Raw genomic sequence first — 19586 nt, forward strand, 5'->3', positions numbered from 1 at the left:
CCTATGCTGTGCTCATGACGGGGCTCACGACGGGCGGCACAGGGGAGCGCGGCCGGAGTCCGGAGCGGCGCAGGGACCTGCTCGACGCGGCCGACCGGGTCATCCGCAGGGAGGGCCCGCACGCGTCGATGGCCGCCATCGCGGCGGAGGCGGGAATCACCAAGCCCATCCTCTACCGTCACTTCGGGGACAAGAGCGGCCTCTACCAGGCTCTCGCGGAACGCCACACGCGTGTCGTGATCGACCTGCTGCGCCCGGAGTTCGCCAAGGCCATGGCCGACCCCCGCGTACGCGCCCGCGCCGCCATCGACGCCTACCTCGAGACCATCTCGGCCAACCCCAACCTCTACCGGTTCCTGTTCCACCGGGCCAGCGCGGAGGACAGTCGCACCCGCACGCGGATGGCCGCCATCGTGCGCGGCGTCGGCGAGGAACTGGGCGCGATGCTCGCGGAGGAGGGCGTCGCCGACCCGGTGCGCGCCCAGGTGCTCGGCCACGCGTTCGTCGGCATGGTGCAGGCGATCGGCGACTGGTGGCTGGAGAACCCCGGACTCGACCGCGGCACGGTCGTGGACAGCGTGGCCGACGTGATCGCCGGCGCGCTCAAGTCCTGACATCGACGGCGCTGCCCGAAAACGCATCAGATAACGCCCAAAAGCGTTTAAGGGCCCCATGGTGGCCTTTGTTGCGCACGACGGGATACATCAATGTCATCCGGCCGGGGTAATTTAGTTGTCCTAACTAACGGTTCGTCCGTCGCTCGCCGCGCGGAAACAGGCCGTGCGCTGTGCGGACCTAGAGGAGGGGAACCACTCCGTGGCCGTAGCGAACCAGTCCCGGGCGGGAGCGACGCCGCAGTCGGCGCCGCCCTCGCGGTACAAATGGATCGCGCTGTCCAACACCACCCTCGGCGTCCTGATGGTGACGATCAACCAGTCCATCGTGCTGATCGCCCTTCCGGACGTCTTCCGCGGCATCCACCTCAATCCGCTCGACCCCGGCAACACGGGCTACCTGCTGTGGATGATGATGGGCTTCATGGTCGTCACGGCCGTGCTGGTGGTGATGTTCGGCCGCCTGGGCGACATGTTCGGCCGTGTACGCATGTACAACCTCGGGTTCGCGGTCTTCAGCCTCTGCTCGGTCATGCTTTCGCTGACCTGGATGGACGGCGACGCCGGGGCGATGTGGCTGATCGGATGGCGGATCGTGCAGGGCATCGGCGGCGCGCTGCTGTTCGCCAACTCCACCGCGATCCTGACCGACGCCTTCCCCGTCCGCCAGCGTGGCACCGCGCTCGGCATCAACTCGATCGCCGCCATCGCGGGCTCCTTCCTCGGCCTGGTCATCGGCGGCGTCCTGGCCCCGGTCGACTGGAAGGCGATCTTCCTGGTCTCCGTGCCGTTCGGCGTCTTCGGCACCATCTGGGCGTACGTCAAGCTGCGCGACAACGGCGTGCGGCGCCGGGCGCGGATGGACTGGTGGGGCAACGCGACCTTCGCCGTCGGCCTCGTCGCGCTGCTGGTCGGCATCACCTACGGCATCCAGCCGTACGGGACCGGCGTGATGGGCTGGGGCAACCCCTGGGTGATCGGCGCGCTCGCCGGTGGTGTCCTGCTGCTGGCGCTGTTCGCCTGGATCGAGACCAGGGTGGACGAGCCGTTGTTCCGGCTCGCGTTGTTCCGCAACCGCGCGTTCCTCGCGGGCAACGTCGCCAGCCTGCTCACCGCCCTCGGTCGCGGCGGCCTGCAGTTCATGCTGATCATCTGGCTGCAGGGCATCTGGCTGCCGCTGCACGGCTACAGCTTCGAGGAGACGCCCCTGTGGGCGGGCATCTACATGATCCCGCTGACCGTGGGCTTCCTGCTGTCGGCGCCCGTCTCCGGCTGGCTGTCGGACCGGTTCGGGCCGCGGATGTTCACGGTCGGCGGCGCCCTGATCACCGCGGCGAGCTTCTACGCCCTGATGGCCCTGCCGACGGACTTCGGCTACGGCGTCTTCGCGCTGCTCATCCTGGTCAACGGCGTCGGGTCCGGCCTGTTCTCCTCGCCCAACCGGGCGGAGATCATGAACTCGGTCCCGGCGGAGTCCCGCGGCGTCGGCGCGGGCATGACCGCGACCTTCCAGAACTCCTCGATGGTGCTGTCCATCGGCGTGTTCTTCAGCCTGATGATCGCGGGCCTGTCGCAGTCGCTGCCGCACACCATGCACGACGAGCTGGTCGCCCAGGGCGTGCCCGCCGCGCAGGCCGAGGGCATCGCCCAGCTGCCGCCGATCGCCGTGCTGTTCGCGGCGTTCCTCGGATACAACCCGTTCCGGGAGCTCCTCGGCGGCGTCCTGGACCGGCTGCCCGACGGCGGCGCCCATCTGACGAGCAAGGAGTTCTTCCCGCACCTCATCGCGGGCCCCTTCCACCAGGGCCTGGTCATCGCTTTCTGGTTCGCCCTGGCCGCGTGCCTGGTGGCCGCCCTGTCGTCGCTGCTGACCGACCGGGTTCGCCGCAGGCACCGCGCCGCCGCCCACGAGTCGCTCGGCTCCGAACTCGCCGCGGTCGCCGGCGAGGCCGGTCTGGCCGGCAACGAGCTCGTCGTCCCGGACGAGGAGTTCGACGCCCGGCGGGCGGCCCGGGACGAATAGGCGCGCAGGCGCGGGCCGCCGAAGTACGCGTGCGGCCGGGGCGGGGACCGGACACGGCCCCCGCCCGCGGTCGTCCCGGCCGTCGCCCGGCGGCGAGTCCGTCCGGCGGCGGGGTCACGTGGGAAGGGCGTCGAGAGGTTCGAGCACCACTACGGGGATGCGGCGCCGCGTCATCTCCTTGTACTTCTCGTAGACGGGGTGCCGCCGGCTCATCGTCCGCCACAGGCGGTCGTACTCCTCGCCGGTGGCCTCGACGGCGCGCACCGTGAGCACGGTGAGACCGCCGTCGCCGCCCACCTCGATCTCCGCGACGGGGTCGTCCCGCAGGTTGAGCCACCAGGCGGGAGTGGCGTCGTCGCCTCCGTTCGAGGCGATGACGACGAACCGCCGGCCGTCCCTGCCGTACCCGACCGGCCGGGTCCTGGGCAGGCCGGTCCTGCGGCCTCGCGTCGTGAGGAGCAGGACGGGGATGCCGCGCATGGTGGCGGGCCTGCGCCCGCCGGTCCTGCGGTAGCTGCGCACCTGCCGGTCGCAGATGTGCCGGATCACCCTGTTGAACAGACGGGAGCGTCGTGCCATGACCGCTCAGCTCCCGAAGACGAGCCGCTGGCGGCGCCGGTAGGAGGGCCGCGCCAGCGTCAGGAGCAGGCTGAGGATCGGCCCGGCCAGCGTGCGGATGTGCGCCATCTCCTCCGGGCTCGCGTACCGGTCGACCCAGGCGAGCTCGAAGCGCGGGTCGCCGCCGCCCTTGAGTGACTTCTCCATCGTCTTCCAGTCGGCCGCCGAGACGTACTTCTCGATGACCGGGAAGATCCTCCGCTCCTCCTCCTCGATGTGCTCGTCGATGAGCTCCGACAGCGTGCGCAGCGCTACCGCCAGGTCGGAGACGGCCTGGCCGCCCGCGAAGGCCCGCGCCGCCACGCGGACCCGCTCGAGCAGGGGGTCGAGCTCGGAGTGGTCGTCGGAGAGGTCGGCGAGGTCGACGGCGGCGCCCGCCGACCGCTCGATGACCGGCCAGACGATCTCGTCCTCCCTGCTGTGGTGGTGGTGGATCGCGCCGCAGATGTCCTCCGCGTAGCGGGCGACGGCGGCGGCGCGGGCGGAGTCCGCCCGCTGGCGTCCCGCCCCGAGGTCCTCGGCGAGCGCGCGGAGCCGGTGCAGGTCGCCGCGCATCGCGCGGTGGATGATGCGGATCCCGGTGAGGTCGGGTGTCTCCACGGTGAGCCTCCATGATGTCCGAATCGGTGTCGGAACCACGGTTGCGCCGCCCGCTAAACGCCTGTTTGGCGGCCACTTGGCGGCTCTGGCCTCACGGTTTCAGCGCGTCGGGCGCCCGCAGCGCCTCCTCACGCCAGTGCGGTGAGTCGAGCTGTCCGGCGACGCGGGCGGCGGTGGCGTAGTGCTCCGCCGCCGCGGCGGGGTCGCCCAGGTGCTCCGCCAGCCTCCCCAGCACGAGGCCGGTGGGGCCGAGCGTGATCGCCACCGTGTGCAGGCCGACCATCTCCTCCCGGAACGGAAGGAGAAGGCGATAGCACTCCTCGGCCACCTCCCGGGCGCCGAGAGCCATCGCGTTGTCCGCGCGGAGCGCCAGGTTGATCGTGTGGTAGACCCACCGCGTCGGCCAGCGGTCCACCGGCCAGGCCGACCGGGCCTCCTCGAGACGCCCGGCGGCGACCAGCGCTCTGACGTAGAACTCGTCGATCTCCCCGGGAATCCGGGCGCGGGCGTCGGCGAGCTCGGCCACCGACTCGTGCGCCCGGCCGCAGGCGAGGCGCACCACGAACCGGGCCAGGCTGCGGAAGGAGACGGCGTTGGGCCCTCCGGCCTCTCCCATCCGGTCCGACAGAACCGTGTAGGCCGCCTCGGCCTGCTCGAACTCTCCCTTCACCAGGAGGCGGAGGGCGTCGAGGAACGCGATGATCGCCAGGACGAGGCCCAGCTGGCCGCTCGTGGAGTATTCCACCGCCCGCCCGGCGTGCCGTTCGGCCGTGGCCCAGTCGTTGCGGCCGAGCGCGACCATGCACAGCGCGTGGTGGCCGAGCGTCTGGTGGCCGAGCAGCCCTTCGCGGGCGGAGACCTCCAGCAGCTCGTGCCCGACCGGCTCCAGTTCGTCGCGGCGGCCCGGCACGAAGGTCGCCCAGTAGCGTGCCGCGAGCGCCAGGCACAGCAGCCGGGGATCGGCGAGGTCGCGGGCGATCTCGACGGCCTCGGCGCTCGCGCTGTCGACGATCTCCTCGTCGTGGCCGCCCATCTCCTGCGCCAGGGCGGCGAGCAGCCGGCACCGCAGCTCGCCCGTCGCGGTGGGCAGGCAGGTGTGGATGGTCTCCACGATGTCGACGTCGAGCTCGTTGTCGTTCTGCCAGATCATGGGGGCGTCGAGGGCGACCGCCACGCGGGCGAGGGCCCCGACGTCGCCGAGTCGTCTGGCCAGCGCCAGGGCGCGTCCGCGGATGGCCGTGGCCCGGATGATGTCGCCCGCGCTCGCCCGCGCCGAGACCAGACGGCACAGCAGTTCGAGCCGGATGTCGTCCGAGGGCTCGGTCGCCAGTTCCAGCGCGTCGAGCGCGCCCTCCAGCAGGCTCGCCGCCTCGCTGTGGGCGTAGACGCCGGACGCCTGCGCCGCCGCCGTCCGCGCGTACCGCGCCGCCTCGCGCGCGGTGGCCGCCGTGGCGGCGGCCAGCGCGTGGTAACCGAGCGCGCCGACGTCGCCCGGGTGCACCCCCTCCAGCGCGGCGAGGACCTTCGCGTGCAGCCGTGTACGGCGCAGCCGGGGGATGTCCTCGTAGAGGGTCTCGCGGACGAGCACGTGGGTGAACCGCACCATGCCCGGAGCCGGCTCGGTGAGCAGCCCGGCGAGCACTCCCGCCTCCAGGCCGTCGAGGACGGTCTCCTCGTCGGCGTTCTGCACGGCGACCAGCACGTCGACATCGGCGTCCCTGCCCATGACGGCGGCGTTGCGCAGGGTCGTCTGGGCGGTCGCGGGGAGGCGGGCGATCCGCCTGCGGATGAGGTCGCGGACCCCGGGTGGCAGCGAGCGGGCCGCCGCGGCTCCCTCCGTCGCCATCAGTCGCGCGGTCTCGGCCACGAACAGCGGGTTGCCGCCGGTCCGTTCCGTGACCGTGTGGACCGTGTGCGGGTCGGCCTCCACCCCGGAGCGCTCCAGCAGCAGGCGGCGGACATCGTCCTCGCCCAGCCCCGCGAGCGTCACGTTCTCCGCCGTCTGCACGGCCAGAGCGGCCCCCGCCGCCATCAGATGGTCGCCCGCCTCCGACGGCCGGTGCGTCAGGACCACCAGAACGGGGACGCCCGCCAGCCTCGCCGCCAGATGACGCAGCAGCTGCAAAGTGGCGTCGTCGGCGCGGTGGACGTCCTCCAGCACGAGCAGCAGCGGCCCCGGAACGCTCTCCAGGTAGTCGCCCACCGCCTGGGCCAGCAGGAACTGACCGGCGCCGGGGGAGTCCTCCCGCAACAGGGGCGCGAGCCGCGCCTCCGTGCCGGGGTCGGGGGGATGGACCGCGAACAGGGTCCGCAGGACCTCGGTCCACGCCCACGCGGGCGGCACGCCGCCGAGCGTCTCGGGGCACCGGCCGACCGCGGCCCGCCAGCCCTCGTCGCCGAGGCGCCGCAGCAGGGCGTCGGCCAGCGTGCTCTTGCCCGCGCCGGGGTCGCCGCCCAGCCAGGCCACGCGGAACCCGTGCCTGGCCTGCTCGGCGGCGGAGACCAGGCGGCCGAGCTCCGCCGTACGGCCGATCATCCGAGCCGGCGCGGCGTCGGCCTTCGGTGCGGCCGATGACTGCGTGGCCGGGGTCTGGGCGGCCGGGGGCGGTGGGGCCGGCGGGGTGGGATTCACCGGCGCGGCGGCGGTCTTCGGCGCGTCGAGGGCTTCGCTGTGCGTGAGGATGCCGGCCTCGAGGGCGCGCAGGGCGGGGCCCGGGTCCATGCCCAGCTCCTCAGCCAGCTTGGCCCGGGTCCTGCGCAGCGCCGCCAGGGCGTCGGCCTGCCGCCCTGAGCGGTAGTAGGCGAGGGCCAGGAGACGTACGGCGTCCTCGCGCAGCGGGTGGTCGGCGACGTGCCGCTCCAGCTCCGGCACGATCTCGGCGTGCCGGCCGAGCGCGAGTTTCGCCTCCGCGCGATACTCGGCGGCCAGCATCCTCATCTCTTCCAGCCGGGCCGCCTCCGGCACCGCCCAGTCCTCGTCGCCGAACTCGGCGAAGGCGGACCCCTTCCACAGCGACAGGGCCTCGTCGAGCGTGCGCAGCGCCTCGGCCGGCTTGCTCTCGCTGAGGAGACTCGACGCCGTGTCCATCAGCGTGGGGAAGCGCCACGCGTCCACGGCGTCGGCGTCGAGGCGCAGCACATATCCGGGTGGAGCGGTCACCAGGACCCTCGCCGGAGTCCGCGGCGCGCGGTCGGGTTCGAGGGCGCGGCGGAGGTTGGAGATGTAGACCTGCAGCGCGCCCAGGGCCTTCGGCGGGGGCTGGCCCTGCCACAGATCGTCGATGAACCGGTCGGTCGAGACCACGTGCCCGCCGGCGCAGACCAGTCTCGCCAGCACCGCCCGCTGGAGCGGCGGTCCGAGGTCGACCGAGTGCCCGCCCACTTCGGCCCGAAACTGGCCGAGAACCCATAAACGCACCATTTCGAGGAGAGCATAGGGATCGTTCCACCCTCGGCATAGTCACAATTGCGGCATCCGCTACAGGGGCGGCCGGGCGAACGATCCGGGTCGCCGAGGGGCCGCAGGGCGGCCCCGGGACCCGCGCGACGCCGCCTACTCCGATCCGGTCCTGCCCAGGGATCCGAAGACGAGCTCGACGAGCGCGCGGGCGATCGTCTCCGGATCGCCCTCGGCGCTTTCCGGCAGGGAGCCGCTGAGCCACAAGCCGGCGAAACCGTGGGCGAGCGACCACGCCGCGATCGTGGTCAGCCGGTCCTGCGCGGGGCTCGGCGACAGCGCGCCGGCGGTGGTGACGAGCACGTGGGCGGCACGCTCACGCGCCGATCGCATCCCCGGATCGTCCGCGCGATACAGCTCCGGACGGAACATCACCTCGAAGTAGGGCCTGTGGTCGATGGCGAAGCGCACGTAGGCCACCCCCACCGCGAAGACGTCGTCCCCGGCCGCGCGTTCCAGGCTGTCGGCGAACAGCTCGAAGCCCTCGGCGGCCACGGCCGTCAGCAGTCCCGTCTTGTCGCCGAAGTGATGCGCGGGCGCGGCGTGCGAGACCCCCGCACGACGGGCCAGCTCACGCAGGCTCCATCCGGCCGGACCGGACTCGCCGATGGCCTGGAGGGCGGCGTCGATGACGGCCCGCCGCAGGTTGCCGTGATGGTAGGCCGGCTCGTTGATCTCGCTCACCTCCGCGCTGGGCTGCCTCTGGGCGGCCCACTCTATCTTGACGTTGACAAGATACTGAATCTCCTTCAATCTAGCCAATGACAAGATTGGAGGAGGGATGGTTCCCTTCATCGCCCTCATCGGGGGTTTCGCCGCCCTGCGGCTGCTGGGCCTGGCCGGCGTCGACATGCTGGACGACTGGCAGCCCGCACTGCGCGGCGCTCTGGCGTTGATGTTCGTCTTCACCGGGGTGCCGCACTTCCTGCCCTCGTGGCGTCGGGACTTCGTCGCCATGATCCCCGCGGCGTTCCCCCGGCCCGCCCTGCTGGTCACCCTCACCGGGGTGCTGGAACTGGCCGGCGCGGCCGGGCTGCTGCTGCCGCCGATCGCGCCGTACGCCGCGATCGGGCTCGCGCTGCTCATGATCGCCATGTTCCCGGCCAACGTGTCGGCGGCGCGGCGCGGCCTCACCCTGGCGGGAAAGCCGGTGACTCCGCTGCCCGCACGCACCGCCCTGCAGGTGCTCTTCGTCGCCGCCGCCGTCGCGGCGGCCGTGTGAACCAGAGCCGATCACTGCCAGGCACGCGGGACGCGCGCCTCGACGAGCCCCAACCGGTGCGCCTATTTCGGGCAGTCCTTCATCGAACTGCTCGGCATCGTCGACCCCGCCGCCCCCGACCCCTGGGGCGTCCACCACCTGCGGGAGACCTACCGAGGCCTGCTGGTGACCCTCGGCTCCCGCGACATCCAGGCGACGGCACGGCGGCTGCGCACGGCGGGGCTGGCCTCCACCGGGATCAGGGCGCTGGAGCGTGAGGTGCAGACCCCCGAGGGACCGCGGACCGTACGCGCCGACAGCGTCCGCATCGACGCCGTCCACACCCCCGAGGGCGCCCTGCAGGCCACGCAGCACTACACCCCCCAGTACGTCCACCAGCCCCGCTATCTCGATCACCCCAACGGCGCGGTCGGCGTGCACAGCGTGCTGCTGGTCGTCCCGGACGACGAGGTGGACACCCACGAGGAGCGCTATGCGCGGCTGCTCGACGCCGACGTGTGGATCGAGGGCCCCAAGCGCGTGCTGTCCCTGCGGCACGGCCGAGTGGAGATCGCCCCGCGAGCCGCCCTCGACGACCTGCTGCCCGGGCACTCCCTTCCCGCAGTGCCCCTGCTGGCCACCCACACCATCGCTGTGAAAGACGTGACCGCCGCGCGCGGGCTAATCGAGGCCGGCGGGATCCCCACCCGGGCCACTCCCGACGGCTTCTACGTCTCGGCCCAGGACGCGTGCGGCGTCCCGCTCGCCTTCACGCAGAGCTGACGGCCCGGCGGCGCCTCCGCCAGGGGGAGGCGCGCCGGGCACCGTCTGCGTCGCGAAGGTGGTGACCGCGGCTCAGCCGTACACCTGCTCAGCCGTAAACCTGGGAGACCCGTCGCTCGTAGGCGCGGCGCCAGGAGAGCCGGTAGAGGATCCGCATGATCACCGGGGCGGTCCTGAAGATGTGTTCGCGGTCGGCGGGGGTGGCCACGTCGACCAGCCAGGCGGCGAGCATCGGGAGGTCACGGCCATGGCTCTTGCCGACCTTCTTGCCCGACTCCTCCCACCAGTGCGCGCTGACGTGCTCCCTGATCAGCGGGACGACCTCGGATTCCTCCAGGTCGAGGTGAGTGTTGAGCAGCCGGTCGAGCGCGCGCAGGTCCGTGGCGACCTCGCGGACGGGCCGGCCGCCGGCGGAGAGCCTGCCGATGACGGCGTCCATCTCCTGGTGGTCGGCCTCCAGCCGGTCCAGCACCGCGCGGGCCTCCGGGACGAGGCCGCGCAGCAACGGCCAGATCGCCTCGTCCTCCTCGGTGTGGTGGTGGTGCAGGGCGCGCAGCAGCAGCGCGAGGTGCTCGTCGACGACCGCGCGGCGCCGCTCGTCGCGGGGGTCGCAGCGGTCGAGGACCTCGGCCAGCCTGCCGAACTCGCGCCGCAGGCCGGCGTGGAAGACGAGGAACGTGACGAGGTCGGGAGCGGGTTCACCCGGTCGGCGCCGGGTCTGCGTCGGTGTTGTCATGGCCCCACGATGGGCCCGCCCCCTTCACCGTCACTCAACGTCCACTTGCGGCGCACTCCCAGCGCGACGCCGTGCGGAAGGACCGCGGCGTCAGTGTGCCGTGAAGGGGAGGTCGGACGCGCCGGGACGCACGAGGCCCTCCTCGTACGCGAGGACGACGGCCTGGACGCGGTCGCGCAGGCCGAGCTTGGCGAGCAGATGGGTGATGTGCGTCTTCACCGTCGCCTCGGACAGGTGCAGGTCACGCGCGATCTCCGCGTTCGACAGCGCTCTGGCCACGGCGCGGAGCACGTCGGTCTCGCGTCCGGTGAGCCTCGCCAGCCGCTCGCCGGGCACGCGCGTCGCGACGGCCTGTTCGGCGAACCGCTCGATCAGCCGCCGGGTCACCGAGGGGGCGAGCAGGGCCTGCCCGGCCGCGACGGTGCGGACGGCGGGGGCGAGCCGGTCGGCGGGCGTGTCCTTGAGCAGAAACCCGCTGGCCCCCGCGCGCAGCGCGGCGTAGACGTACTCGTCGAGGTCGAACGTGGTGAGCATCAGGACCCGTAGCGGGACGGAGTCGTCGGCGAGCAGCCGGCGGGCGGCCGCGAGCCCGTCGAGATGCGGCATCCGCACGTCCATCAGGACGACGTCCGGCCGCAGCAGCCGGCACGCCTCGAACGCTTCGAGCCCGTCGCCGGCCTCGGCGACCACCTCGATGTCGCCGTCGTTCTCCAGGATGGCGCGGAACCCGCCGCGCACGAGCGCCTGGTCGTCGGCGATGACGACGCGGATCATGCGGCGGGCTCCGGCTCCGGCAGCGGGAGGGTGGCGCGCACGAGGTAGCCGCCGCCTGCCCGGGGGCCCGCCTCGAGCCGCCCGCCGAACAACGCGACCCGTTCCCGCATCCCGACGAGCCCGTGCCCCGCCCCTGCCCGGGCCAGCGCGGGCCGCCGGCCGTCGGCGTTGGACACCCGCAGGTCGAGCCGGTCCCGGTCGTAGCCGATGCGGACCGTGGCCGTGGTCGGCCCGCTGTGCTTGAGCGCGTTGGTCAGCGCCTCCTGCACGATCCGGTAGGCCGACAGGTCCAGGCCCGGCGGCAGGTCGCGTCGTACGCCGTGGACCTCCAGGCGCACGTCGAGACCGGACGCCCGCAGTTGCGCGAGCAGGTCGTCGATCCCGGCGAGGCCCGGCTGCGGGTCCACGGCGGTCGCCTCGTCGTCGGCGCGGAGCACCCCGAGCAGTTGCCTGAGCTCGCCCAGCGCCTCACGCCCGCTCTTCTCCACCACGCGCAGCGCCTCCTCCGCGGCGGCGGGATCCCGCCGCAACCGCAGCCGGGCCGATCCGGCCTGCACCACCATCACGCTCACACTGTGCGCGACGACGTCGTGGAGTTCGCGGGCGATGCGGGCCCGCTCGGCGGCCGCGGCGGCCTGTTCGCGCAGCGCCGCCGACTCGGCCAGGGTCAACAGGTCGTCTCCGAGCAACTCGTGCCGGCGCTGCCAGCCCCGCATCGCCCGCCCGGCGGCCCATCCGACGCCGAACACACCGGTGGAGAACGCCACCTCGTTGAGGCTGCGGAAGACCGGGAGCGCGGTGGCGACCAGGGCGACGGTCACGGCCGGCACGAGCAGCGCCCAACGGTCCCGTGGCGGAGTGGCATGACGGGAAGCGCTGTAGACCGCCACGTCGAGGGTCATCGGCCCGCCCCAGAACGGGATGCTGCGGTCGACGACGAGGGTCGGCAGGGCCATCGCCAGCCCGACCAGGATCAGGACCGCCAACGGGGCGCGGCGCCGCCAGATCAGCGGCAGCGGGATCAGCGCGGCCAGAACGGCGCTGACGGCGTACGGCGCGCTGCCCAGATAACCGACGCTTCCATACCGCACCTCGACCTGACCCACGACGACCAGCGCCAGCGCCAGCGCCGCGTCCGCGGGCCGGCCACGTACCCGATCACGCCACACGACCGTCAGTGTAGGCAGGCCTGCGGCGCGGTCACATCGGCCGCAGGTCGGTCCCCGCCGTCGATCGAAGGTCGTAGCCGTGATTTCGGGATCTGCGCGTCACGGCCGATCCGCCGAAGCCCTCCGCGCTCCTACGGTTCGGCCATCACCAGCCGGACGAACCGAAAGGACACGCACGTGACCACCAGTAAGACGAGCCCCCGGCTGCTGGCGGGCTCGATGACCGCGGCGGCGGTCTGCCTCGTGCTCGGGCATCTGTGGAACACGCCCTCGACGCTGCCGGCCGCCGACTACGTCGACGAGGTCACCCGGGCCCACGGCAGGTTCACCGCCGCCACCCTGCTCACCTCGATCGCCGCGGTGCTGCTGGTGCCCGCCGCGTACGGCATCGGCAGGCTCGCCGGCGAGCGCAGTCCGCGCCTTGCCGCCGTCGGCGCGACGCTCGCGGCCGCCGGCGCGGCCGGCCTCGCCGTCGGCGCCTCCACCATCGGGTTCACCATGGGCATGCTCACGGCGCACGACCCGGCGCTCGCGCGCAAGGTCTACGACATGGCCTCGAACGACGGCTTCATCGGCGTGCCCTTCTACCTGGCCCCCCTGCTCACCGTGGGGATGGTGGTGCTCGCCGTCGCGCTGATCCGCACGCGCGCGACTCCGCTCTGGCAGCCCGTCCTGCTCGTCGTCGCGGCGGTCGCGGCGTTCGGCGCCCCGGCCGGCGGCGTCGCCGGTGCCGCCGGGCACGCGCCGCTCGCCGCCGCCCTGGTCGTGTTCGCCGTGATGCTGTGGCGCGGCGGCGGGGTGGTCGTGCCACGGCCCGTGGCGTCCCCCGCCGCGGTCTGAGCACGCGGTCTGAGCGCGCGGGTCAGGGCACGATCCGGTCCCGCTCGCAGGCGATTTTGGCGGCCCACCAGGTCAGCCCGGCCGCCGCGCACCGCTTCCCGGCCGCCTCCAGGTGCGCCCGCGCCGTCTGCGGATCGGCGGTCCGGCCCAGGTGGGCCAGCCGCCCCAGGAAGTAGCCGACCGGGCCGGCGCAGAACGTCCCGGCCCCGAAGGCGATCCTGTCCTCGTACGGCAGGAGCCTGCGATAGGTCCGGGCGCACGCGTCGTGGTCGCCCGCGACGATCTGGGCCTCGCCCAGCAGGCATATCCCGGGCAGTTCGCCGAAGTCACGCGGAAGCGCGTGCCAGCCCTGCTCGCGCGCCGCCGCGGCCGGCGCGCGGTCGCCCCGCCAGTCCCCGAAGAGCACGCCCATCACCTGCCGGTGGGCCGGGAAGGGGGAGTACTGCTCCATCAACTCTTCGACGCCGTCGGTCTCCCGCATCGTGAACTGCCGGGCGAGCAGCGCGGAGGCGAGCACGGTGCTCGTGTACCACAGGTTGAGCCGCTCGCCCGCCTCCGCCGCCGCGGCGTACGCCTCGCCCGCGCCGTCGAAGTCGCCCTCAAGCAGGCGCCGGGCGCCCGCGTACATGAACTGCTGGAACCGCGGCCAGGGCAGGTCGAGCCGCTGGACCAGCACGGCCGCCCGCTCGGCGGCCCGGTCGGCCCCGGCCACGTCGAACAGCTCCATCCGGGAACGTTCCCTGATCATGTGGCCGAGCAGTTCGAACCCGGGCGGCCCGAGCCGGGTGAGCTCCTTGCCGATGGCGTCGATCTCCGGTATGCGCTCCGGCAGGTGCACACCGAGGAAGCGCGCGTTGAGCGTGAACCCGAGCAGCTCCTCGCCCGCCTCGCCCCGCGCGACCAGGCGGCGGGCCATCGCCAGCGCCTCGGCGGTGGCCGTGTCGCACCGGGGATCGGCCGAGCTGTCGTAACGTTCCATCCCCAGGCAGCCGAGCAGCCGGCAGCGCAGCTCGGAGTCCTCCTCGGGCAGGGCGGCCAGCGCGTCCTCGATCCGCCGCACCACCTGCAGCTCCACGTCGCCGTACGCGTACATCTTCCACAGCGCGGGAGCGTCGAGGCTGGTCAGCGCGCGGGCGGCGAGCAGCGGATCACTCGGCCCGTCGGCCGCGAGCACCGCCTCCACCCTGGTCTGCCGGGCCGAGACGCCGTCGCCGGCGGCGAGCTGCGCGCGGACCAGCTCCAGCAGCAGTTCCACGTGCCCGGCCGGGTCCGCGCCGGGCAACGTCCCGTGCGCCTCGACCGCGCGCCGCCACCACTGCGCGGCGTCCTCGTAGGCGTGCCGGCCGGCCGCCTGCCGCGCGGTGGCCGAGGCCCAGCGCACCGCGTCGGCCGCGGCGCCCGGCCCGGCGGCCAGCGCGTGCCTGGCGAGGACCGCGAGGTCGGCCCCCGGCCGTAGCCGGAGCGCCCGCAGCGCGGCCAGGTGGAGCCCGGCCCGGCGGCGCGGCGGGATGTCGGCGTAGACCGTCTCCCGGATGAGGTCGTGGGTGAAGCGCAGGTCCTCGTCGAGGACGCGGATGGCGGTCGCCGCGTCGAGCGCCTCGTCCACGTCCGTGCCCGAGGCGTCCCCGACGACATCGGCCAGCAGCCGCCGGTCCGCGCCCGTGCCGAGCACGGCCGCCGCGTCGATCGCGGGACGGTACGGGGCGGGCAGGTCGAGCAGGCGGCGGCGCAGCACGTCGGCCAGGCCCTCGGGCACCCCGGTGAGCGCCCGCTCGATGCCCTGGTCCTCGGCCAGGCGGAGGGTCTCGCGGATGAACAGCGGGTTGCCCCGGGTGCGCTCGGCGAGCGCCGCCACGGCCGCCGCGTCGCGCAGCCCGGACATCTCGGCGACCGCGGCGGGGTCGAGCCCGGCCAGCGGCAGGCGGAGGGCGTCGTGCCGCCCGAGCAGGCCGAGCGCGTCGTGCACCGCGGCCGGCCCCTCGCCGGACCGTACGGTGACCACGATCGCGACCTTGCCGCGCAGGAGCATCGGGAGGTCGGACAGCAGGCCGAGCGACGCCGTGTCGGCCCACTGGAGGTCGTCGATCACCACGAGCAGCGGCCGGTCGGCCGCGGCCGTCCCCAGGTACGCCGCGGTGGCCTGGTGCAGCCGGAACCGGGCCTCGCCCGCCTCGGCCGGCCGATCGCCGGGCCGCGCGGTGTCGTCTCGACCGGCGGTCTCGTGTCGCGCGGCGGTGCCCTCTCGCGCGGTGGCGCCGTCTCGCGCGGTGTCGCCGAGCAGGACCCGCAGGGCGGCGGCCTGGGCCGGGGGCGGGGGCACCCGGGCCGTGAGATCCCTGACGACCTGCTGCCACGGCCACAGGGCGGGCGCGCCGGAGGTCTCGTGGCACCTGCCCCACGCGACCAGCCAGCCCTCGGCGGCCCGCCGCCCGGCGAACACCTCCGTCAGCCACGTCTTGCCGATCCCCGGTTCACCGGAGATCGCCACGATCCTCGGCCTTCCGCCGGCCACGTCGCGCGCCAGCTCGCCGAGCCGGTCGAGCTGCGTGCCCCGGCCGACGGCCCGCCGTTCCGGCCGGTCCGCCCCCGGCACCTCGACCGGTACGGCGGGGCCCCGCCGCACGTGGCCGGGGCCGTCGAGGGCCGGGTCCTGGGCGAGGATCGCCTCCTCCAGCCGCCGCAGCGCCGGGCCGGGGTCGAGGCCGAGTTCGTCGGCCAGGCGCGCCCGGGCCGTACGCAGCGCCTCCAGGGCGTCCGCCTGCCGTCCGAGGGCGTAGAGCGTGCGGGCGAGCAGCTCCCACAGCCCTTCGCGCAGGGGGTGCGCGGCCACCAGGGCCTCCAGCTCGCCCACCACGTGCGGGTCGCCGACCCGCCCGGCCAGGAGCCGTTCCCGCGTCACGAGGTGGGCCTCGGCGAGCCGCTCGATCTCCGGCCGGAGCCAGGGCACGTCGCCGAACTCCTCGTACGGCATGCCGCGCCACAGGGCCAGCGCGCGTTCGGGCTCGCCGGCCTGGGCCAGGCGGACGAACTCCTCCGCGTCCACCTCGTGCGGCCCGAGCGCGTACCCGGGAGGGCGGCTGAGGAGCACGGACGACGGCGTGCGGGGAGCGCGGCCGGGTTCGAGCACCCGGCGCAGGGTGGAGATGTAGCTGTGCAGCGTGTTCTGGGCGCGCGGCGGCGGCGCGCCGTCGTACAGATCGTCGAGGATCGCGTCCACCGACACGGTCGCGCCCCTGGCGATCAGCAGACGGGCCACCAGCAGCCGGGGCCGTGGCCCGCCGAGGTCGACGGGAACGCCGTCGACGTACGCCTCGACCGGGCCGAGCACCCGGAACATGACCGCCATGCCGGGATTGTGCCACGATCACCGGCCGGCATCGCGGCGTCAGGCGACGGGCATCGCGGGCACGGCTTCGCGAAGGTGGGCGAGGCTCGCCTTCGCGGCGTCCATCGCCCGCCCGACCGGCCCGGTGAGCACGCCGTCCCGCTTGACGACCACGCCGTCGCAGACGACCGTGCGGACCAGCCCGGGGTGGCCGGCGAGGACGACGGCCGCGCGGGGGTCGAGCACCGGCGCCACGGCGGGGGTGTCGGCCGCGAGCACGATCAGGTCGGCCCTCCTGCCGGGCGTGAGGCCGCCGGTGACGCCCGCGAGCCCGGCCACCGCGGCGCCGTCGGCGGTGACCATCCGCAGCAGGTCGCCGGCGCTCAGCGGCGCCGGGTCCTGGGTGAACCTGTGGTGGGCCAGGGCGGCGCGCATCTGCGTGAACATGTCTCCGGAGGTGGCGACCTCGGTGTCGGCGCTGAGGCCGGTGACGACGCCCGCCCGCAGGAGCCGGCCGGTCGCCGGTGTGCCGAGCCCGGGCATCGTCATCTCGATGAACGGCGACACGCTCGCGGTCGCGCCCGCGCCGGCGGCGGCCTTCAGCTCGTCGTCGCCGGTCGCGCTCGCGTGGACCAGGGTAACCGTCTCGTCGAGCAGGCCTTCGTCGTGCAGCCACCCGACGCTGCCCGTCTTGTCGGCGGAGCCGACGTGCATGGTGACCCGCAGGCCGAGCTCCCGCGCGAGCAGCAGGTCGCGCCGGGTGGCGGCGGGGGCCGACATCTCGGGACCTCGCGCGGCCAGGGCCATCGTGACGCGGGCGGTGTCGTCGCGGAGCACGTCCCTGACGCGGCGGACGTCGGCGGGAAGCTCCGCGTCGCTGTGGTCGCCGACCCAGCGGAGCGAATCGACCTGCGGCCAGCCGTAGGCGAAGACGCCCCGGATCCCGCTGTCGCGAAGCGCGGCCACGGCGGCGTCGCTGTGCTCGGGGGTGTTCTGGATGTGGGACCAGTCGACCAGCGTGGTGATCCCCGACTCCAGCGCGCCGAGCGCGCCGAGCAGGGTGCCCGCGTAGACGTCCTGCGGCCGGAAGTTCGGCCCGAGCTGGAGGAACGCGGCCCCGAGGTAGTCCATCAGGCTCCAGTCGAGCCCGATGTGGCGCAGCGCCGACTGCCAGGTGTGGCGGTGGGTGTCGACCAGCCCCGGCATCACCACGCAGCCGGTGGCGTCCACGACGTCGGCGCCCGGGGGGATCTCGGCGGCGGGACCGACCGAGACGATCACGCCGTCGCGGACGACGACGTCGGCGGGGCCGTCCGGGAAGGCCGGGTCCATGCAGAGCACGTGACCGCCGGTGACGACCAGGTCGTTGCTGAGAGGCATCCTTGGCTCCTTCGGTGTTCGAGGTGATGCCTCTTTGTCCCATCGCGCACTTGTGGCCGACTCCACGCGGGGCGTCGCGCCGCGTCAAGCCGGCCACAAGTCGGCAGGGAGGTCAGGCGGTGGGCGCCGTCGTCTCCAGTTCGTGGACGCGCGGGTCGCCCTGGTCGGCGAAGTAGTCCCCCGGCCGGGTGCCGTCCGGGCCGTCCGCGCTCTTGAGCGCGCGGGCCACGACGGTCCCGAGCACGGCGACGACCAGGTTCACGATCAGCGCGAGGAAGCCGGCGTACACCGTGATCTTGGTGTCGAACCCGAACTGCGACAGCGGGAAGGCCGAGCCGCCGAAGTGGGCGTGGTTGGTGGCCGGGTTGGCGATGTTGTACAGCAGCAGCATCCCGGCCGCCATGCCGGCGGCCCAGCCGGCGATCAGGCCGCCCCGGTGGAACCACCGGGTGTAGAGCCCGAGGCCCACCGACGGGAGCGTCTGCAGGATGATGACGCCGCCGATGAGCTGCAGGTCGATCGAGAACTGCGGGTCGATGAGCAGGATGCACAGCACCGCGCCCACCTTCACGACCAGCGACGCGACCTTGCTGACCGTGGCCTCCTGGGCGGGGGTCGCGTTCCGGTTGACGTACTCCTTGTAGATGTTGCGGGAGAACAGGTTGGCCGCGGCGATCGACATGATGGCGGCGGGCACGAGCGCGCCGATGCCGACGGCAGCGAACGCGACCCCGGCGAACCAGTCGGGGAACATCGCGTCGAACAGCCGCGGCACGATCGTGTTGTTGTCCTTGCCGATGGGGGTGATCCCGGCCGCGATGGCCATGTAGCCCAGCAGCGCGATCAGGCCGAGCAGCAGACTGTAGGCCGGCAGGGCCGACATGTTCCGCTTGATGACGTTCCGGTTGCGCGAGGCGAGGATGCCGGTGACGCTGTGCGGATACAGGAACAGCGCCAGCGCCGAGCCGAACGCGAGCGTGACGTACTGGAGCTGGTTGTTCGCGTTGAGCGTGATGCCGCCGCTGCCCGCGGCGTCGAACTTGGCCTTCGCGGCGTCGAAGACCGAGCCCATGCCCCCCAGCTTCGCCGGGATGTAGATGATCGCGACCAGGATCACCAGGTAGATCAGCGAGTCCTTGACGAACGCGATCAGCGCGGGGGCGCGCAGCCCGGACTGATAGGTGTAGGCCGCGAGGATCGCGAACGCGATGATCAGCGGCAGGTCGCCCGTCAGCCCCATCGTCTTCAGCACCGCCTCGATGCCGATGAGCTGCAGCGCGATGTACGGCATGGTCGCGACGATGCCGGTGATCGCCACGAGCAGCGCCAGGGTGGGGGAGCCGAAGCGCACCCGGACGAAGTCGGCCGGCGTGACGAGGTTGTGCACGTGCGAGACCGACCACAGCCGGACCAGCACGAGCATCACCATCGGGTAGACGACCACCGTGTAGGGCACGGCGTAGAAGCCCATGGCACCCGCGCCGAAGATCAGCGCGGGCACGGCCACGAACGTGTACGCCGTGTAGAGGTCGCCGCCGATCAGGAACCAGGTGATCCAGCTGCCGAAGCTACGGCCGCCGAGGCCCCATTCGTTCAGGCTGGCGAGGTCGTCCGGGCGGCGCCAGCGGGCGGCCACGAAGCCCAGGCCGCTCACGACCAGGAACAGGATCGTGAAGATGACGATCTCGGTGGTCTTCACCGGTTCCTCCTCGTCGCGCGGTAGACGAGGGTGGTCGTGGTGACGCCGAGGATGATGAAGGCGAGCTGTAGCCAGTAGAACAGCGGGATGCCGAACAGCCGCGGTTCCACCGCGTTGAACAGGGGCGGGAGGAGCGGGATCACGATCGGCAGCAGGAGCAGCCAGTTGAGCGGACTGTAGTCCGGGCTTCGGCCGCGGTCGTCGCGGGGGGTCGTCACACGTTCTCCAATCGGACACGGACCAGGCGTGCCCGGCAGCTCCGCGTGACGGGCCGTCACGCGGACCAGCGGGACGGTTACTCGGCGGCAGCGTAAGGAAGCCCGGGTAACAGGGAGATCACCGATCGCCGAACGGTCGTGTTGGCGCG

16 protein-coding genes are annotated in these 19586 nt (G+C 73.3%); 5 read left to right on the plus strand and 11 right to left on the minus strand.

Annotation, left to right across the window (positions count from 1 at the left end):
- The first annotated feature begins 14 nt into the window (after positions 1-14).
- Both HHX41_RS18570 and HHX41_RS18575 read left to right on the plus strand, forming a co-directional pair.
- Entirely contained in the window at positions 15-614 is a 600-nt protein-coding gene (locus HHX41_RS18570; RefSeq protein WP_169984420.1) for a TetR family transcriptional regulator, read from the plus strand.
- 202 nt (positions 615-816) lie between these two features.
- Positions 817-2637: an MFS transporter gene (locus HHX41_RS18575; protein ID WP_310742051.1), complete on the plus strand. Its 1821-nt coding sequence runs from the start codon at positions 817-819 to the stop codon at positions 2635-2637.
- A 114-nt stretch (positions 2638-2751) separates the two neighbouring features.
- Here the strand turns inward: HHX41_RS18575 and HHX41_RS18580 are convergent, their stop codons facing one another.
- From HHX41_RS18580 to HHX41_RS18595, 4 genes are all read right to left on the minus strand, one after another.
- Positions 2752-3216 carry a nitroreductase/quinone reductase family protein gene (locus HHX41_RS18580; protein WP_182906973.1) on the minus strand — a complete coding sequence of 155 codons (465 nt, stop codon included), beginning with the start codon at positions 3214-3216 and terminating at the stop codon, positions 2752-2754.
- 6 nt (positions 3217-3222) lie between these two features.
- Positions 3223-3855, minus strand: a complete 633-nt coding sequence (locus HHX41_RS18585; RefSeq protein ID WP_310742052.1) for a hemerythrin domain-containing protein — start codon at positions 3853-3855, stop codon at positions 3223-3225.
- Between the two features lie 91 nt (positions 3856-3946).
- Positions 3947-7276, minus strand: a complete 3330-nt coding sequence (locus tag HHX41_RS18590) for a BTAD domain-containing putative transcriptional regulator (RefSeq protein WP_182906974.1) — start codon at positions 7274-7276, stop codon at positions 3947-3949.
- Between the two features lie 132 nt (positions 7277-7408).
- A complete protein-coding gene (locus HHX41_RS18595; protein ID WP_259401083.1) occupies positions 7409-8065 on the minus strand; it encodes a TetR/AcrR family transcriptional regulator in 657 nt (218 codons plus the stop codon).
- 28 nt (positions 8066-8093) lie between these two features.
- Here HHX41_RS18595 and HHX41_RS18600 point away from each other — a divergent pair, with 28 nt between their 5' ends.
- Together HHX41_RS18600 and HHX41_RS18605 are read left to right on the plus strand one after the other, a co-directional pair.
- Complete coding sequence (locus HHX41_RS18600) at positions 8094-8534, plus strand: DoxX family protein (RefSeq protein WP_182906976.1); 441 nt, start codon at positions 8094-8096, stop codon at positions 8532-8534.
- Between the two features lie 81 nt (positions 8535-8615).
- The gene (locus HHX41_RS18605; RefSeq protein ID WP_396794809.1) at positions 8616-9296 is read left to right on the plus strand and encodes a VOC family protein; all 681 of its coding nucleotides are present in this window, start codon (positions 8616-8618) and stop codon (positions 9294-9296) included.
- Between the two features lie 88 nt (positions 9297-9384).
- Here the strand turns inward: HHX41_RS18605 and HHX41_RS18610 are convergent, their stop codons facing one another.
- The 3 genes from HHX41_RS18610 to HHX41_RS41855 all read right to left on the minus strand — a co-directional run bounded on the left by HHX41_RS18610 (position 9385) and on the right by HHX41_RS41855 (position 11975).
- Positions 9385-10032, minus strand: a complete 648-nt coding sequence (locus HHX41_RS18610) for a hemerythrin domain-containing protein (protein WP_182906977.1) — start codon at positions 10030-10032, stop codon at positions 9385-9387.
- A gap of 90 nt (positions 10033-10122) precedes the next feature.
- The gene (locus tag HHX41_RS18615; RefSeq protein ID WP_182906978.1) at positions 10123-10806 is read right to left on the minus strand and encodes a response regulator transcription factor; all 684 of its coding nucleotides are present in this window, start codon (positions 10804-10806) and stop codon (positions 10123-10125) included.
- Positions 10803-11975, minus strand: a complete 1173-nt coding sequence (locus tag HHX41_RS41855) for a histidine kinase (protein ID WP_182906979.1) — start codon at positions 11973-11975, stop codon at positions 10803-10805. The genes HHX41_RS18615 and HHX41_RS41855 overlap by 4 nt, the downstream gene beginning before the upstream one ends.
- Before the next feature lie 177 nt (positions 11976-12152).
- On the opposite strand from HHX41_RS41855, the gene HHX41_RS18625 reads away from it, so the two are divergent.
- The gene (locus HHX41_RS18625) at positions 12153-12815 is read left to right on the plus strand and encodes a DUF4386 family protein (protein ID WP_182906980.1); all 663 of its coding nucleotides are present in this window, start codon (positions 12153-12155) and stop codon (positions 12813-12815) included.
- A 22-nt stretch (positions 12816-12837) separates the two neighbouring features.
- Here the strand turns inward: HHX41_RS18625 and HHX41_RS18630 are convergent, their stop codons facing one another.
- From HHX41_RS18630 to HHX41_RS40720, 4 genes are all read right to left on the minus strand, one after another.
- Positions 12838-16161, minus strand: a complete 3324-nt coding sequence (locus tag HHX41_RS18630) for a BTAD domain-containing putative transcriptional regulator (protein WP_182906981.1) — start codon at positions 16159-16161, stop codon at positions 12838-12840.
- Between the two features lie 39 nt (positions 16162-16200).
- Positions 16201-17520 (minus strand): amidohydrolase family protein, encoded by a 1320-nt coding sequence (locus HHX41_RS18635; RefSeq protein WP_182906982.1) that lies wholly within the window; start codon positions 17518-17520, stop codon positions 16201-16203.
- A 112-nt stretch (positions 17521-17632) separates the two neighbouring features.
- Positions 17633-19219 (minus strand): monocarboxylate uptake permease MctP, encoded by a 1587-nt coding sequence (gene mctP / locus HHX41_RS18640; protein ID WP_169984411.1) that lies wholly within the window; start codon positions 19217-19219, stop codon positions 17633-17635.
- The gene (locus HHX41_RS40720) at positions 19216-19437 is read right to left on the minus strand and encodes a DUF3311 domain-containing protein (protein WP_310742053.1); all 222 of its coding nucleotides are present in this window, start codon (positions 19435-19437) and stop codon (positions 19216-19218) included. Before HHX41_RS40720 ends, mctP begins: the two co-directional genes overlap by 4 nt.
- Positions 19438-19586: the final 149 nt, after the last annotated feature.

The organism is Microbispora sp. H13382, from assembly GCF_014161445.1.
In the GTDB taxonomy this organism is placed as follows: domain Bacteria; phylum Actinomycetota; class Actinomycetes; order Streptosporangiales; family Streptosporangiaceae; genus Microbispora.

What these genes read in the sequence shown, in the direction of transcription:
- HHX41_RS18630 (WP_182906981.1), bottom strand. Translation starts at nt 16,161, where the DNA reads ATGGCGGTCATGTTCCGGGTGCTCGGCCCGGTCGAGGCGTACGTCGAC.
- HHX41_RS18615 (WP_182906978.1), bottom strand. Translation starts at nt 10,806, where the DNA reads ATGATCCGCGTCGTCATCGCCGACGACCAGGCGCTCGTGCGCGGCGGG.
- HHX41_RS18600 (WP_182906976.1), top strand. Translation starts at nt 8,094, where the DNA reads ATGGTTCCCTTCATCGCCCTCATCGGGGGTTTCGCCGCCCTGCGGCTG.
- HHX41_RS18610 (WP_182906977.1), bottom strand. Translation starts at nt 10,032, where the DNA reads ATGACAACACCGACGCAGACCCGGCGCCGACCGGGTGAACCCGCTCCC.
- HHX41_RS18570 (WP_169984420.1), top strand. Translation starts at nt 15, where the DNA reads ATGACGGGGCTCACGACGGGCGGCACAGGGGAGCGCGGCCGGAGTCCG.
- HHX41_RS18635 (WP_182906982.1), bottom strand. Translation starts at nt 17,520, where the DNA reads ATGCCTCTCAGCAACGACCTGGTCGTCACCGGCGGTCACGTGCTCTGC.
- HHX41_RS18590 (WP_182906974.1), bottom strand. Translation starts at nt 7,276, where the DNA reads ATGGTGCGTTTATGGGTTCTCGGCCAGTTTCGGGCCGAAGTGGGCGGG.
- HHX41_RS18580 (WP_182906973.1), bottom strand. Translation starts at nt 3,216, where the DNA reads ATGGCACGACGCTCCCGTCTGTTCAACAGGGTGATCCGGCACATCTGC.